Here is a 16,196-nt window from a genome sequence, read left to right on the forward strand (position 1 = left end):
TTTGATTTATCTTTGTAGCTTGAAGAGCACAGGTGTCGTCCCGGGCTCAACGAACTTTTTACTTAAAAGTTCTAGTTATTATTCAGAATGCAAAATTTAAATCAAGTTCTTTCCCTAGAGGACAATCAGGCACTAATTCTTGCCGTAGGTGAAATCATTACACCTAAAATTAAGGAACGCGATCAGTTTGATCACCTCAGCACAGCAGAAAAAACCTTTATCTATCTTGATGTGTTTGAAGCTGCTCTACACACCGGCAACTTTGAATCCTTCTTTATTAACTCAGGCCAGTTTGCTCATGAAATTCTTGAAGCGTACCGAGCTATTGGTGCTACTAAAACCGTTCTACTCTTAGAACAGGCTATAAGTAGATTTCCAGATCATAAGGTGCCTAAAAACCCGTCACGACGCGCTCAGGTTATAGATCAGATGCACGAGTCAACGTTTGAGTTTTGGGATTCTCTATTTAAAAAACTATTTGCGAGCGGCGAGCCTGTAGCAGATTTACTTGCTGCGTATATACGCAATCACAAAGACCAGTTTACCGTAGAACCTAATACAGGTTCTCATGTCTAAACTACCTAAAAAGTACGCGTTTACAGATCTATCTGATTATGGTCGTGCAGGCGGACGATTTATCGCAAGTAATCTAAAAGAAACTTCATTTACGCCTATTCATATCACGACTGCATTTATATGTGCAGGTATAGCAGCTGTATTTTGCATTCATTATGGGCTTTATGGTGCTGCAGCAGTACTATTAATACTAAAATCTATTCTTGATGCTGCAGACGGCGAGCTTGCGCGCATAAAAAACACTCCGTCTTATACCGGGCGTTATTACGATTCGATTGCAGATATTATTTTAAATTTTTTGATTTTAATTGCGATTGCACAGGCAACACAAACACCACTTTGGTTTGCGCTAATAGCCTTTTTAGGTCTTCAACTGCAGGGTACACTTTACAATTATTACTATGTAATTCTGCGTAACAGACATAATGGAGATACCACAAGCCGCGTTTTTGAGAATGTCACCCCATTAGCATTATCAGGCGAAAATCAAGCTACAGTAAACTCTATGTTCTTAATGTACACCATTTTATACAGCGCATTTGATAAAGCCATATACTGGCTCGACCCTAAAGCAATACGAGGCACAAAATTGCCCGGCTGGTTCATGACTGCGGTATCTGTGTTTGGCCTGGGCTTTCAACTGTTGGTAATAAGTTTACTCTTGTTTTTTAGATTAGAAATTTACATCATCCCTACACTTTTAACAATGACGCTGCTTATCCCTGTATTTATTGGAGTTCGTAAATTATTATAACCTATTTCCAGGTTGCGCCTTTAAGTTGCAGGGCTGCTTTAATTACATCCATCTGGCTTATTTGACCTACTAACTTTCCGTCTTCAACTATGGGAAAACGTCTGTGTTTACGTTCAATAAAAAAACGAGCGGCATCAAAAACATTCATATTTCCGTCTATGGTTTCCACATCAATCGCCATATTTTGACCTACCGTAGCATTAAGCATAGGCAAGTTATGATACCGGCTATCTGAAATATGTTTAATACAATCCCCTTCAGAAATAACACCCAGCAACTCATTGTGTTCATTGACAACAGGAGCTCCCGAAATGCGATTTTTAATAAGCTTTTGCATAACATCCATAATAGATTGATCTGGAGTAAATGTGATTAATTTACGGGTCATATAATCTGCCACCGTGATGTTTACTTCTTCTGCCACAACCTTTGAGCGCTTGCCCATAAAACTCTTGATTCCCATATGATTAGATTTTAGATTCCTTAAGTTAGTTAATTTTTTTAGAAATCAGAAAATGATTTTTGTAGCCTAAGCCTTTATATTTTTAGAGTTGCGGGTAATAGGTATTCCTACTACCTTTAACGCACAATACCCGTTTATGAAAACAAACTACGCCGCTATACTTTCCTTTTTGCTGATTTTAGGACTACTCTACTTCAGTTTTTACACACATAAACCGCAAAATATATCGGGTGCAGACACCCCGCTAACTCAATTCTCTACAGTACGCGCACAAGCTTACGTAGATTCTTTAGCACAAATGCCGCACGCAGTAGGAATGCCGGCGCATCAAAAAGTACAGGATTATATAGTAGAAACCCTAGAAAACTTAGGTCTTGAAGTTGAAATACAGAGTGATTTTGCTTACAAGCCGGGGTGGGGAGCACTAAGCAGAGCCGAAAATATAATTACAAGAATACCTGGTGACGGTACCGGTCAGACACTTTTATTAATGTCTCATTACGACAGCGCACCACATACAGATTCTCGAGGAGCCAGTGATGCAGGTAGCGGGGTGGCTGCCATTTTAGAAATAGTAAGAGCGCATTTAGTCAAAGGCGAAAATTCTAAAAATGATATTATTATTCTCTTTACAGATGCGGAAGAATTAGGTTTAAATGGTGCATCTGTATTCGTTAATAAACACCCCTGGGCAAAAGATGTAAAACTTGCTTTAAATTTTGAAGCACGCGGAAGCGGAGGCCCTTCTAATATGATTGTAGAAACTAATGGAGGTAATGGGGCACTTATAAAAGCATTTTCAAAAGCGAATCCCTCACACCCGTATGCAAATTCATTGATGTATAGTGTGTATAAACTCTTACCTAATGATACAGATTCTACGGTATTACGTGAGAATGGTGATATAGATGGATTCTTTTTTGCCTTTATAGGTGACCATTTTGATTACCACACCGCTAATGACATCCCGTCCCGTTTAGACCCGGAATCTCTAGAGCATCAGGGCCGATATCTTACAGCGCTTTTAGACTATTTTAAAGATGCCAATCTTAATTTGAAAGCAGATGAAGACTACGTTTATTTTAACCTTCCGCTGCTTAAAATGGTGTATTATCCTTTTAGTTTTATACTCCCTATGCTTATAGGTGCGTGGATTTTATTTTTTGTGGTTTTAATTTATGGAATAAGAAGGAAAGAAGTAAGTCTTGCCTCTGTAGGACGTGGTTTTTTGCCCCTTTTAATCGCCCTTGTTTTTGCATATATCTTAAGTCTGGGTTGGAAATTAATTCGTGTATTAGATCCTGCTCAGGCAGATATTCTACAGGGATTCCCATATAACGGCTACGAACTTTTAGCTGGTTTTGTGGCTTTAATGCTTGCGATAACATTTTTAATCTACTATTTTTTCTACAGACCTAATGATGCTGCCGCACTTAGTTTTGCTCCGTTGTTTTTCTGGTTATTAATTGCAACCGGAGTAGGTATATATCTTGAGGGCGCGTCGTTTTTTGTGATTCCGGTTTATTTTGGCTTGCTTTCAGTCTTTTTAATTTTACGCAGCGGTAAGCATTATTTACTGCTCTTGTCAATTTTTTGCGCTCCTGCCCTATTTATTATAGCGCATTACATTAAAGAGTTTCCGGTAGGGCTGGGACTCAAAATGCTTGTTGCTGCAATGATGCTCACCGTTTTACTATTTGGTCTTTTGCTTCCGGTAATGGGGTATTATAAGATGAAAGCTAAACTTGCAATCCTATTTACTCTGGTGAGTATAGGCGCATTTATTTCGGCGTATGCCAAATCTGATTTTACCGAAGAGCGTCGTTTTCCTAACAGCCTTAACTATGTATATGATGCAGATAGCGGAGCTACATTTTACGCTACCTATAACACACATCTAGATGACTGGCTAAAACAAACCCTGGGCGATAACCCAAAAATAGGTTCAGAAGTTTATGATGCGCCAGGTTCTGGTAAATATGGCTCACGCTTTACATTTGCTAAAGAAGCTCCTAAAAATTTTATAGCGCCTTCTCAAGCCTACACTTCTAAAGACACAATCATAGACAGAAAGCGGCATTTAAATTTCAGTATTTTTCCGCAGCGTAATGTAAATGATATGGTTTTACTAGTTTCTCAAGAAACTGTATTTAATAAATTAAGCTTTAATGGTCAGGAAGTAGAAGCGAGACCGGGAGAAGCATACCCACTAGCCGATAGAAATTCTAATTATTTATTGAGTTACAGACTCACAAACAGAGAGCCGCTAGAAGTAAATTTAATAACAGAAAATACCGCAGATCTCAATTTTACACTGCTTGATTACAGTTATGATCTTTTAGAAAACCCAGACTTTGACTTACCTTCGCGGCCCAAAAATACGATGCCAATGCCTTTTGTAAATACAGATGCGCGTATTACCATACAGCGTATTACATTTTAAAAGGAACGCTATAAGAAAAATTATATGAGTACGATTGCTATTGCTGGTTTAGGTTGGTTAGGTTTGCCTCTGGCTTCTCAATTACGGGATTTAGGCCACACGGTAAAAGGTTCTGTAACATCAAAATCTAAACAAGAGGAACTAAAAACCTATGGCCTTGATGTCTATCAGGTTGAGATTGCTGAAGACGAAATACGTGGCGAAATAAATTCGTTTTTAAAAGATACTGAAATTCTTATCGTTCTAATACCTCCCGGATTACGCCGAAATACAGGGCACAATCACGCTTTACGAATGGCGCAATTTCTAGACGCAATAGAAAAATCGCAAATTAAAAAAGTGATTTTAGTAAGTAGTACAGGCGTTTATGATGATTCACAAGGTAAAGTGACTGAAGCAGACATCCCAAAACCCGAAGATTCTAAAGGAAAACAGCTTGTAGAAGTAGAACAGCTATTCTTTAAATCTCCTGCAATACAAAGTACGATTATTCGTTTTGGCGGACTTTACGGTGGTAGTAGAAATCCTGTGAAATATCTTGCCGGCAGAACAGGTTTAACAAACGGTCAAGCCCCTGTAAATATGATACATCGTCTAGACTGTATAGGAATAATTCTAGGTGTTATTTATAAAAATGCCTTTGGCCATATACTTAATGCTGTAAACCCAGAGCATCCTACAAAAGAGGTTTATTATACACAACAAGCAAAAAAACTGGGTCTTGAGCCGCCTCAATATGAAGTAGAAGACGCGACGCTATTTAAGCAAGTAGATTCGGAAAACCTACAACCGCTTATAGGGTACACATTTCAAAAAAGCCTATAAAAAAACCCGGCAAGCACATCCCGGGTTTTTCATGTTAGTCTTCTGGTTGGTCAGAAGACAGGCTAACACTAACTAACAAAGTTTAGGCTACTGTTTCTTGAAGTTGAAACAGTTGTGCATTTAAATACTGTAGCGCATTAATTTTTTCACGTGTAGGCACGAGTAGAGAGATATTATTATTACTACCACCATAGGCAATCATACGTACTGGAATAGAATTTAAAATCCCGAAAGCTTTGTACGATTCCTGGTCTGCTATAAGATTCTCTCCTACAATACAGATGATACTGTGATCTTCTTCTACCGTTACTTCTGCAATAACAGAAAGTTCTGTTATGATACCTTTTAAGTGACTGGTATCATCTATTGTTAATGAGATAGCCACCTCAGAAGTGGTAACCATATCAATAGAAGTCTCGTGACGGTCAAATACCTCAAAAATGGTACGTAAAAAACCGTGAGCACCCAGCATACGATTTGATTTAATTTTTATTGCCGTGATACCATCTTTAGCTGAAATCGCTTTTAAACCACGGTTGTGATATTCATTAGAAATTTTTGTTCCGGGAGCAGAAGGTTCGAATGTATTTTTTAACCATACCGGGATATCTCTGTCTATTACAGGAGCTACCGTTTGTGGATGTAAAATTTTCGCGCCAAAGTAAGCCAACTCCGCAGCCTCATTATAGGTCAAATGCTCAATTGGGTTTGTACCTTCTACATACCGTGGGTCATTATTATGCAATCCATCAATATCTGTCCAGATTTGTACTCCGTCTGCAGCAACAGCAGCAGCAATAATTGTTGCGCTAAAATCGCTACCTCCTCGTTTAAGTGTTGCCAGTGAACCGCGTTCATCACGACATACAAAACCTTGAGTGATGTATACCTGTGAAGGATTTTGAGTGAGTTGCGGTAACAATGCGGCAGAAACGTTTTCTATATTCGGATTTTCAACAGAGCCTACATTCATAAAGGAACTGGCATCCAGCAATACGTTATGTACATTTTCCTGCGTTAAAAATCTTGAAAACAGTGATGTTAACATCGTTTCCCCAAATGTCACCAACTCAGCATATGTGGTAAGTGTACGGCCGCCTCTTGCAATAGATTCTATCTCACTTATAAAACCTTCGATTTGAGCTCTCGCATCGGGTTGATTAGGTACGGTAAATAAACTATCTATAGCCTCGTTATGTTTTGCACGTAACTGCTCAAGTACAGCGGTAATCTCGTCTGCCTTTTTATCTATACTCGCCTGATTAAGGCTTACTAATAAATTAGTCACACCAGACATTGCAGATAACACTACAATTTTAGGACTTTCAGTAACCGCTAGTATTTCTACTACTTTTCTAATATTTTGAGCACTTCCTACAGAAGTTCCTCCAAATTTTAAAACATTCATCTTCATTAATTTAGTGATGCATAGTTAAGTCGAAAAAAAGAAGACTGAAAAAAATTCAACAATTTTATATAAATTTGTACAAATTGTTAAATATATAACATTGAAGACAATTACATCTGTTGTAGAGCAACTTATCAAACATCAGCCATATACTGAAGATGCGCTGATGCGAAAGATTATTAATTACAGTGCCCTTGCTGAAGATTTTCAGCCTAGAATAGAAAAAGAGTTGGGCAAATCTGTAAACGTAGGTTCTATTGTAATGGCCTTACGCAGATATTATCCTCAAAAACGATTAGATGAGCGTGTGATGCGCGATCTGGGCGATATCGTGGTGCGTAGTGGTATTACAGACTTTACATTTTTAAATTCGAATACCATTTTAGAAAGTCAGTCGAACTTGATGGAGCAAACTAAAACCATACCCAAAGCCTATCTAACCTACTCAAGCACCTTTCACGAGAGTAATATTCTTGTGTCTAACGATCTTACGCAACTAGTAGAACGTTGTTTTGAAAAAGAAACCTGTGTTATGGTTAAACACAATCTTTCTTCGTTATCTATTGCTTTACCTGTTAACAATTCTAAGACTGTAGGTTTATACTTCTATATCTTTAAGCTTCTGGCCTATGAGGGGATTCCTATTTTTGAAGCTATTTCTACTTCAAATTATTTTACACTGTTCCTAGAAAAGGAATACGTTAATCAGGCATTTGCATTGGTTAATGAAATAAAAGGATAAAAAAAACCCGGAAGCAAAGCTTCCGGGTTTATATTTTTTTAAAAATTCTAATTACCAGATACGTACTCGTTTTTCAATAGGTAAAAACATTGCATCACCTTCTTTAATATTAAATGCCTCATAGAACGCATCAATATTTTGAAGTGGTACGTAGGCTCGGTACATTCCCGGAGAGTGAGGATCTGTTTTTATACGTGTTCTTAAAGCATCATCACGCATCTTTGTACGCCAGATAGTTGCCCAGCTAATAAAGAAACGCTGTTCTGCTGTATAACCATCTATAGGTTGTGGCTTCTCATTCTTCTCATAGAATTTTTGTAAACCGGTATAAGCCGCTAGTACACCCCCTAAATCTCCTATATTTTCGCCTAAAGTAAATTTTCCATTTATATATAAACTATCTGCTACTTCTATAGCGCTGTACTGCTCTGCAAGAGCACCGCTACGTTCTGAAAATGCACTTAAATCTTCATCGGTCCACCAGTTTTTTAAGTTACCATCACCGTCAAAACGCGAACCACTGTCATCAAAAGCATGAGAAATCTCGTGACCTATAACCGCTCCTATACCACCATAATTCACAGCTTCATCTGCCTGATAATTATAAAAAGGAGGTTGCAATATGGCTGCAGGAAATACAATCTCGTTAAATGAAGGATTAAAATATGCATTTACCGTTTGTGGAGACATACCCCATCTTGTTTTATCTACAGGCTCTTTATAGTCTGCATTGTTTTTATCTTCAGCCCAGGATCCTGCTGCCAGTAAATTCTCAAAGAAACTCTTATCTGCAGCTATGTCTAGTTTAGAATAATCTTCCCACTTGTCAGGGTATCCTATTTTTACGGTAAATTTATTTAGTTTATCTATTGCCTGAAGTTTTGTAGAATCGGTCATCCACTCCAGATTGTTGATACGATCTCTAAAGGCTTCTTTGATATTGTCTATCATCGCTTCTGCTTTAGCTTTCGCCTCTGGCGGAAATACTTTATCAACATACAATTTACCTAAAGCTTCACCCAGTGTATTGTCTACGGTCTCTAGAGCGCGCTCGTCTGCCGGTTTTTGCTTAGGTGTACCGTTTAAAGTTTTGCTGTAAAACTCCCAGTTTGCATATTCTAACTCTGTAGTTAGTGCATCTGACCATGAGTTAAGTGTTGCCCATCGCATTAATAATTTAAGATCGTCTAATGGTGTTTTTGTCAACACATTTTGAAGTGACTTCATGTATTGTGTTTGCAATACAATAACCGTATCAACTTCTTTAGACAGACCCTGATTTTCAAAATACGCTTTCCAGTTTATTGCTGAAGTCATCTTTTGAAGTTCTGCGACGCTACGTGGGTTATTCATATTACGCGCGTCTCTACGTGCAACCTTATCTAAACGCGGTTCAGCAAGTTGAGTTTCTAGTGCTAAGATACGGTCTGCTTCGGTTTTTGAAGTAGCCTCATCATCTCCCGCATATTGCAATACCCAGCTAATATATGCTTTGTACTGCTCACGTATTTCTTTAGATTTTGCATCCTGCTCTACATAATAGTCACGGTCTGGCAAACCTAATCTTCCCGGAGCGATATAGCCCGAATTCATCTTACTGTTTGAAAAGTCTGAAAACACGCTGAAGTTTACAAATGGTGAAACCGTACCATTGCGTTCCTGACTAACTTTCTGTATATCTAAAACTGAAGTTATTGCTGCAATACTTTCTAATGCAGGCTGAAGTGGCTTTAAACCGGCTTCATTACGAGCAACCGTATCTAACTGACCTTCGTATAAAGCAAGTGCTTTTGCCTGATCTGTTTCTGGCCCATACTTGCCTTCTTTTTGCGCATCTGCAATAATTGCAAGTACATCTTCACGGGTTTTTTTACGTAATACACTAAAACCTCCCCAGGTAGATTCTTCTTCAGGAATCTCAGTGTTACGCATCCAGTTACCATTTACAAAATCGTAAAAATTATCTTGAGGTTTTACGAGTGTATCCATATTAGCAAGGTCAAGTGCAGGTATTTTAACCTCGGCTATCTCTTGCTTTTTAACTTCCTCTTTACAGGCAGTTAAACTTAATATCCCAACCGAAACCGGGATAATCATTCGAACGATTTTATTCATAAATCATTTTTGGAATTAGGGTTTATTATAAATTAATTAGCACGCAGCTTTTTAATTAGCAGGCTGTCGTGTTCTTTTTTAAGTGCTGTAACTTCTGAAACATTTTCATTAGGAACCGCAATGGAAAGTATGTAGTGCTGCACTTTCCATTGTTTATCTTCAAAACGCATGACTCCAGATCCTCTGCAGACACCCATTTGAGTATCTAACAACTCATCAAACCAAGCGATTTTTGATTTTTTAGGATGGTATATAGTGCGTTCTAGTGTTGTAAAACTCCAGGCTTTACCAGCGTCAAAATACGGTTTAGCAAATGTTTTAAATTGATCTAACTGCCAATTTTCTTCTGCATCTGTACCTATAAAAACAGCATCTTGAGTCATAAGACCAAAATATGCATCAAAGTCTGCCTCTGCGGCGGCCTTGTGCCAGTTTTCTAACTGCGAGTTGATAGCCATTTCTGAGGCATCCCGTTGCTGAGCAACTAATGATCCTGTTATAAGCGAGAAAATTAATAAAAGCCTTAATGACATAAGTTGTATTTTAATTTTGACGTTGAGGTGGTGTCAATTTAGAAAGCGTTGTTGCTGCTTTTCGTATTGAATCACGAGAGACAGATAAAGAATCTGCCTTAATCTCATATTTTTCTAAAAGCTCTTCTATAGACTCTTGATATTTAAGATTTATTTGAAGTTTAAGATTTTGAAAAGCATTAATTAACTCTGTAGCTTCTTTATTTACCAGTGCTGTATCTATCTTAACTTTTGATGCCTCCTGAACAAGCGTATTTGTTTTAGAAAAAAGTACGTTAAGTCGGGATTGAATTGCCGGGTTAACTATACTATCGTTTACTTCTTTTTGAGCATTTGCAGCGTCTTTAATCCACTCACTTCCTTGTTTGCGTAAATTATACAGTGTTATGGTATCTAAAGCTTTAACGTGATCTGTAAGCAATATAAATTCTTTCCACGAGTCTATCTTTTCTTTAGCCGTACTGGTTAAAAAAATCTCCTGCTTTAACTGAGGCTGCATCTTAATTGATAAGGTGTCTGTTGCTAAACGGGGATCTACTGCAACTTCTTGTTTGTCGTTGCAGGAACTCAAAATTGCACTTAGTAGAAGAAAGGCTAAAATTGTAAATCTCATAGCTCAAAAATACGCAAAGCTTTCCATAAAAAAAGCCCCTTAAAAAGGAGCTTGATTTCTGATATTTGTACAATCACATAATGTGATTTATTTCTTTATTAAGTGTATCAAAAGCTTGATAGATAGTTTTTAAATGATCTTCAACTACACGCTCGCGAATCTCATCTCGATTAACTTCAGCATAAAACTCATTTACCTCTTCTTTTACCTTTCTCACCTGATCTTTGATTTCAGGAAACTCCAGATTTTCTGGAATATTTTTTGTCATCGAATCACAATTTTCAGCAAGCTTATTACGCATATCTACAGCGTTCAATGCATTTGTATTAGAAATTAAAATGATAGTCCTTTCTAAAGCCAAATATCCATCCCATTTTTTAACCGCCTCTTTAGCATTGGGCTCTAATTGTTCAACATTAGCTTTTAAAACCAAATTCTGAGACCTTTCTGTACCCGGGTTTTTACACGATACTATCGCGGCGAAAATTAGAATTACTATGAGATACTTTTCTTTCATTAAAATAGTGACTTATTTCAGTGTGTAAAATTAATATAACACACTATTTTTAAGAATTTTATAGTTATAAAGTATTCCTAATAATCACCTGTAAAGCACTAATAATATTTCCTTTTTATTAAAGCCTTGTTAAAAACAAAACGCCTGCTACAAGCAGGCGTTTTGTTTTATGAATATAGCGATATATTTATTGATTGTCATCAACTATAGATTTACCATTTTTAGAAACCGTTTCTTTAAGCTCCTCATTTAGATCTGCATAAGCTTCCATCAACTCCTCTACCTGATTATCAATTTTATTTTTGTCTGTACCTGATTTAGCAATTACAGCTTTTAAATCTGCTACTTCTTCCTTGATATCTTTTAAATCTTCCTGTACTTCTTCAGTAAGTAATGATTTAGGTATTGTAGTCTCAAGATTAGATGCTTCTTCTTCTAATTGTGTGATGTAATCTTTAATTTCCGCTTGCGGAACTTCTTTCAGATCTAGTGCCTTTACGCTGTTAGAAAAAGTTTTTAGATTTTTCCACCCATCAACGTCTGCTTTTAATTTAGGATCTACATCTACCTGATCCCAATTAATTGAGTAATTGTCTGGCATAGTAGGCTTTTCTATAGATCCCAGATCATCAACTCCTGCATCTGCATAGCGCTCTTTTTCTGTAACAGCACTATCTTTTACGTTTTGAACTTCTTCTGTAGTCTCGTTTACCTGTGCTTCTTTTTCTGCATCATTTTTACAACCTATAAATGCTAAGGACACGATTAAACTGGTGACCGCTAAACTCGTATATTTCATAATGTTTTTTTTAAATTTATTCAAAAGTAAAATTAAAAGAGAAACGCAGAACATTACAATTTGATTATATAAAAAATACTTAAACTTTAAGTAATTATTTAACAGGATTCTTAATTTCAATCAAACTCAACTGCTTATAAATTAAGGTTAACGCAATTTTAAAATTTTAATGAAACGTATTGAATATCTTTGTTAAAAAACTAATTGTTATAAAGAATTATTAATGAGCACTACTACTTATTCAGAGAAGTTTAGCGACCGTGAGATAGACCGAATCATTGAGATGGCCTGGGAAGATCGTACAACTTTTGACGCAATCGAATTTCAATTTGGTTTAAAAGAGCAGGAGGTAATCGAATTGATGCGTCGCCAGATGAAACCATCTAGTTTTAAAATGTGGCGCGAGCGGGTACAGGGCAGAGCTACAAAACATGCTGCTAAACGTAGTTTTGAGAAAGGCACCTTTAAAAGTACCAGACAGAAACAAATTACCCATAACAAAATAAGTAAGCGATAATATGTCGCTACTGTGTAAAAGAAAAGCCGTTAATCTCGCGATTAACGGCTTTTTAATTTTTTTAAAGAACGATTTGTTCTAACTAAAGAATTTAGTTTTATTCGTTACTTACTACACGATCACCTGAAAGTTTCCATGTATTTACTGCTGTAATTTTTGACCCACTGTAATCAACTTCACGTAATGTGTTTTCATTCCAGAAAAACCATTTACCCGTTTTCTCTCCGTTGTCATAATTTGCAACAGCTGTTTTAGAGCCATTTTCATCATAGCTCACCCACTCACCAGTTAACTTACCATCTTCTGTGTAATAACCCTTCTGACTAACTTCTCCGTTGTTATGAAACAAAGTTGCTTTAATCAAATTACCGTCTTTCTCGTAAACATTCTTTTGCTTCTCTTGTGCAGATGCAAAACTTACAACACCCATTAAGGCAATAACAACTAGTAACTTTTTCATAATAAACAGTATTTGGGTTAAACTTTACTTTACAAATCTATGAATAATTTAAACATATAGCAATGTTTAGGTAACATTAAATTAACATTGAAAGTTTAATTAGCTGTATATCAATATTTTAAACTGGTTTTTTTATCATAAACTTAGGTAACACGGGAGTTTAATTGTGTTTTTTAACTAAATTATAGACCTCAACATGCACTACTTATAACTTTATCGTAACATACAGCCTAAAAATAAGTATCAAATTTGCAGGCTGAACTGATTCATCTTAATATGGATAATATTTACCTGATTATGCTTATTGCTCTAGCTATTTTAGCTATTGCAGATCTTGTTGTGGGAGTGAGTAATGACGCTGTCAACTTTTTAAATTCTGCTATAGGATCTAAAGCAGTCTCCTTTAAAACTATAATCATTGTTGCCAGTGTGGGTATCGCTTTTGGTGCGCTATCTTCAAGCGGAATGATGGAAGTTGCCCGCAAAGGAATTTTTGTACCCGAAAAGTTTTACTTTGACGAAATCATGATCATTTTTATGGCCGTGATGCTTACCGATATTCTTCTTCTCGACTTTTTTAATACTCTGGGATTACCTACTTCAACTACGGTTTCTATCGTGTTTGAATTGCTGGGAGCCGCTTTCTGTATGACCTTTATAAAGCTAGCCGGAAGCTCAGACACACTTATGCATCTGGGAGAATATATAAACTCAGATAAGGCAATAGAAATTATTACCGGTATTCTCCTCTCTGTCGTCATTGCCTTTACAGTGGGTGCTCTCGTCCAGTTTTTTACACGACTCCTGCTTACGTTCGATTTTAAAAAACGACCCGTATGGAACGCTGCTGTATTTAGCGGAATAGCAATAGCTTCTATTAGTTACTTCATTATTATTAAAGGTTTAAAGAGTGCAGATTTTGTTCAGGGAGCTTTTCTAGATTGGGCAAATGCTAATGTATGGCCTTTTATAGGATTAAGTTTTATCGTTTACTTCATATTAAGTTACATTCTTATCAAGCTCGTTAAGCTTAATGTTTACGTACTGGTAATTATAGTAGGTACTTTTGCTCTGGCAATGGCATTTGCAGGTAATGACCTTGTAAACTTTATAGGGGTACCTATGGCTGCTTATAATTCATACGAAATATGGATGGCAAGTGGCGAACCTGCAAGCTCTTTTACGATGGAGTCTCTTGCAGAAAAAGTGCCTACACAACCTTTACTCTTATTATTTGCCGGTCTAATTATGATTCTTACACTCTGGTTTTCTAAGAAAGCTCGTAGAGTTGTAAAAACTTCAGTAGACTTATCCCGTCAAGATGAAGGCCAGGAGCGTTTTAAATCAAATATGGTTTCTCGTGCATTAGTACGCGGAGCGATGAAATTAAATGTAGGATTTAATGCAATTCTACCTCAAAATGTAAAAGATTACGTAGAAGTTCGCTTTTCTAAGCCTAAATCATCTATACGTGTTGCAGCAATAGATATGCCCGCTTTTGACCTTGTAAGAGCTGCTGTAAACTTAATGATCGCCAGCGTGTTAATATCTGTAGCTACATCACTAAAATTACCGCTATCTACAACTTATGTAACCTTTATGGTGGCTATGGGTAGCTCGTTAGCAGATCGCGCATGGGGTAGTGATAGCGCGGTGTATCGCGTTGCCGGTGTTCTTAATGTTATAGGAGGCTGGTTTATGACTGCAATTAGCGCATTTACCGCGGCAGCAATTATGGCTTTTATTCTATATGAGGGCGGAAGTGTTGCTCTCTTTTTACTTTTTGCTATTGCCATCGCTATATTAGTGCGTAACTATATGAATCACAAAAAACGCTCTGAAGCTGAAGCTGAAGAAGGTCGTTTAATGCGTGCTGTTAGCAGCTCTATACAGGGAATTATTAATGAAAGTACTACAAACGTAGCTTCTGCTTTTAAAAGAGGAAGTAAGGTATATGTAGGAGCGATTGAGGGTCTTGCTAAAGTAGATCTTGGTAAGCTTCGGAAAAGTAAAAAAGGTATTACAAAACTTAATGCTGAAGTTGAAGAACTGCGTAACAGCCTTTATTACTTTATTAAAAACCTCGATGAATCTCACGTACAGGCCAGTCGTTTTTACATAGATGTATTAGGCTATTTGCAAGATGTAACACAATCTATAGACTTCGTAGTTACCTCTAGCTACAATCACCTTAATAATAATCATAAAGGCTTAAAATTTACACAGCTTAAGGACTTAAAAGAGATCGAAGAAAAATTAGATACACTTTTCAGTAAAATTGAAGATACCTTTAAGGCTAAAAACTTTGATGCCATTGTACCTATTTTAGAAGAAAAGCAAGATCTTTTAGATAGCGTTTCAAGCAAGATTGAAAAGCAGGTAGAACGCACCAGAAACAGCGATTCAAGTCCTAAGAATACAATGCTTTATTTTAGCTTACTTCAAGAAACACAAGATCTTATTGTAGCTACTATGAATATTTTAGAGCATTACTACATAGAGCACAAAAAGCTTATGAAATAAGCTGCTTACTCAAAGAAAAGCCGAAAACGCAATTACGTTTTCGGCTTTTTTATTTGGTATCAAATCTAAGTATAATGTTAAGCGACTTTTCTCTTATAGTATTTATAAATGAAAGCTATCGCTATAACTTGAATACACACAGCTACAATAGATCCTTCAAAACCAAATGCACCGCCATTTAAAAGATTAGCATCCTGAATATCAAATTTAACGATGGAGTAGAAATCCTGACCACTTACATTAAACCCAAAATAGGACTGAAAGAGATTCCAGCTAAAATGTAAGCCTATAGGAAACCATAGATTTCTCGTATATACATACGAAATGCCTAAAAGTACACCCGCAAGAAACAGGTTTATAAATGCCATATCATCAAAATTGGGATTTAACCCATGCATTACTGCAAATAGCACAGAAGAAACAATAAGAGCTATATATTTATTAAAACTCAACATAAAATTGCGCAATACATAACCTCTCAACACGACCTCTTCTGCGACCGCAACTACGGCAAATAGAAGTATAGAAACAAGAGCATCCCTCCTATTAAAATCTATACTCTTAAAAATGATTTCATCTAAAACAGTAAGAAAACCAAATGCAAAAGCCATAATAAGTGCACCTAATAAAAAACCTGCTAAAAGTTCTCTCCTTCGGTTTTTAAGAGAGAAGCCTAATGCTACAAAAGGCCTCTTATCTACGTATTTCATGAAAATCCATAAAGCCAGTAAGGTTCCTAAAAACTCGAAAAATTTCAGTAGAAATTGCTCTATATACGTATGCTCATTTGATGGATATTCAATACCACACACATAAGCACCCAGTATCTGAATCCCACCGGCAATAAATATATAAGGCAGTATAAAGAGCAGCACACGACCCCATCCCATTTTTTCCTTTTCCATACT

16 protein-coding genes are annotated in these 16,196 nt (G+C 36.7%); 7 read left to right on the forward strand and 9 right to left on the reverse strand.

Translation table 11 applies throughout. From position 1 onward, the window contains the following. Positions 1-87: 87 nt before the first annotated feature. Both ACIGAM_RS14675 and ACIGAM_RS14680 read left to right on the forward strand, forming a co-directional pair. A complete protein-coding gene (locus ACIGAM_RS14675; protein WP_396512224.1) occupies positions 88-576 on the forward strand; it encodes a DUF4375 domain-containing protein in 489 nt (162 codons plus the stop codon). Further along, a complete protein-coding gene (locus tag ACIGAM_RS14680; RefSeq protein WP_396512225.1) occupies positions 569-1,330 on the forward strand; it encodes a CDP-alcohol phosphatidyltransferase family protein in 762 nt (253 codons plus the stop codon). Before ACIGAM_RS14675 ends, ACIGAM_RS14680 begins: the two co-directional genes overlap by 8 nt. Position 1,331: 1 nt before the next feature. Here ACIGAM_RS14680 and ACIGAM_RS14685 read toward each other — a convergent pair whose 3' ends face one another. Next, entirely contained in the window at positions 1,332-1,793 is a 462-nt protein-coding gene (locus tag ACIGAM_RS14685; protein WP_396512226.1) for a CBS domain-containing protein, read from the reverse strand. Between the two features lie 136 nt (positions 1,794-1,929). Here ACIGAM_RS14685 and ACIGAM_RS14690 point away from each other — a divergent pair, with 136 nt between their 5' ends. Together ACIGAM_RS14690 and ACIGAM_RS14695 are read left to right on the forward strand one after the other, a co-directional pair. Next, positions 1,930-4,236, forward strand: coding sequence for a M20/M25/M40 family metallo-hydrolase (locus tag ACIGAM_RS14690; protein WP_396512227.1), 2,307 nt, complete (start codon positions 1,930-1,932; stop codon positions 4,234-4,236). 24 nt (positions 4,237-4,260) lie between these two features. Then, on the forward strand, positions 4,261-5,061 hold the full coding sequence (locus tag ACIGAM_RS14695) for an SDR family oxidoreductase (protein ID WP_396512228.1): 801 nt from the start codon (positions 4,261-4,263) through the stop codon (positions 5,059-5,061). A gap of 82 nt (positions 5,062-5,143) precedes the next feature. On the opposite strand, the gene ACIGAM_RS14700 is transcribed toward ACIGAM_RS14695, so the two are convergent. Next, complete coding sequence (locus tag ACIGAM_RS14700) at positions 5,144-6,469, reverse strand: aspartate kinase (protein WP_396512229.1); 1,326 nt, start codon at positions 6,467-6,469, stop codon at positions 5,144-5,146. Between the two features lie 100 nt (positions 6,470-6,569). On the opposite strand from ACIGAM_RS14700, the gene ACIGAM_RS14705 reads away from it, so the two are divergent. Continuing rightward, positions 6,570-7,211 carry a hypothetical protein gene (locus tag ACIGAM_RS14705; RefSeq protein WP_396512230.1) on the forward strand — a complete coding sequence of 214 codons (642 nt, stop codon included), beginning with the start codon at positions 6,570-6,572 and terminating at the stop codon, positions 7,209-7,211. A 51-nt stretch (positions 7,212-7,262) separates the two neighbouring features. Here ACIGAM_RS14705 and ACIGAM_RS14710 read toward each other — a convergent pair whose 3' ends face one another. The 5 genes from ACIGAM_RS14710 to ACIGAM_RS14730 all read right to left on the reverse strand — a co-directional run bounded on the left by ACIGAM_RS14710 (position 7,263) and on the right by ACIGAM_RS14730 (position 11,788). Beyond that, positions 7,263-9,326 carry a M13 family metallopeptidase gene (locus ACIGAM_RS14710; RefSeq protein WP_396512231.1) on the reverse strand — a complete coding sequence of 688 codons (2,064 nt, stop codon included), beginning with the start codon at positions 9,324-9,326 and terminating at the stop codon, positions 7,263-7,265. A 32-nt stretch (positions 9,327-9,358) separates the two neighbouring features. Further along, positions 9,359-9,859: a nuclear transport factor 2 family protein gene (locus ACIGAM_RS14715; protein ID WP_396512232.1), complete on the reverse strand. Its 501-nt coding sequence runs from the start codon at positions 9,857-9,859 to the stop codon at positions 9,359-9,361. Positions 9,860-9,869: 10 nt separating this feature from the next. Continuing rightward, on the reverse strand, positions 9,870-10,472 hold the full coding sequence (locus ACIGAM_RS14720) for a hypothetical protein (RefSeq protein WP_396512233.1): 603 nt from the start codon (positions 10,470-10,472) through the stop codon (positions 9,870-9,872). A 73-nt stretch (positions 10,473-10,545) separates the two neighbouring features. After that, positions 10,546-10,989 (reverse strand): hypothetical protein, encoded by a 444-nt coding sequence (locus ACIGAM_RS14725; RefSeq protein ID WP_396512234.1) that lies wholly within the window; start codon positions 10,987-10,989, stop codon positions 10,546-10,548. Positions 10,990-11,176: 187 nt separating this feature from the next. After that, positions 11,177-11,788: a hypothetical protein gene (locus ACIGAM_RS14730; RefSeq protein WP_396512235.1), complete on the reverse strand. Its 612-nt coding sequence runs from the start codon at positions 11,786-11,788 to the stop codon at positions 11,177-11,179. Positions 11,789-12,011: 223 nt separating this feature from the next. Between ACIGAM_RS14730 and ACIGAM_RS14735 the strand changes: the two genes are divergently transcribed. Then, positions 12,012-12,305: a TIGR03643 family protein gene (locus ACIGAM_RS14735; RefSeq protein ID WP_396512236.1), complete on the forward strand. Its 294-nt coding sequence runs from the start codon at positions 12,012-12,014 to the stop codon at positions 12,303-12,305. Positions 12,306-12,402: 97 nt separating this feature from the next. Here ACIGAM_RS14735 and ACIGAM_RS14740 read toward each other — a convergent pair whose 3' ends face one another. Continuing rightward, positions 12,403-12,765, reverse strand: coding sequence for a toxin-antitoxin system YwqK family antitoxin (locus ACIGAM_RS14740; RefSeq protein WP_396512237.1), 363 nt, complete (start codon positions 12,763-12,765; stop codon positions 12,403-12,405). Between the two features lie 276 nt (positions 12,766-13,041). On the opposite strand from ACIGAM_RS14740, the gene ACIGAM_RS14745 reads away from it, so the two are divergent. After that, the gene (locus tag ACIGAM_RS14745; RefSeq protein WP_396512238.1) at positions 13,042-15,288 is read left to right on the forward strand and encodes an inorganic phosphate transporter; all 2,247 of its coding nucleotides are present in this window, start codon (positions 13,042-13,044) and stop codon (positions 15,286-15,288) included. Positions 15,289-15,365: 77 nt separating this feature from the next. Here the strand turns inward: ACIGAM_RS14745 and ACIGAM_RS14750 are convergent, their stop codons facing one another. After that, on the reverse strand, positions 15,366-16,193 hold the full coding sequence (locus tag ACIGAM_RS14750) for a lysostaphin resistance A-like protein (RefSeq protein WP_396512239.1): 828 nt from the start codon (positions 16,191-16,193) through the stop codon (positions 15,366-15,368). Positions 16,194-16,196 lie beyond the last annotated feature (3 nt).

It is taken from the genome of Leeuwenhoekiella sp. NPDC079379 (assembly GCF_044542075.1).
Taxonomy (GTDB): domain Bacteria; phylum Bacteroidota; class Bacteroidia; order Flavobacteriales; family Flavobacteriaceae; genus Leeuwenhoekiella.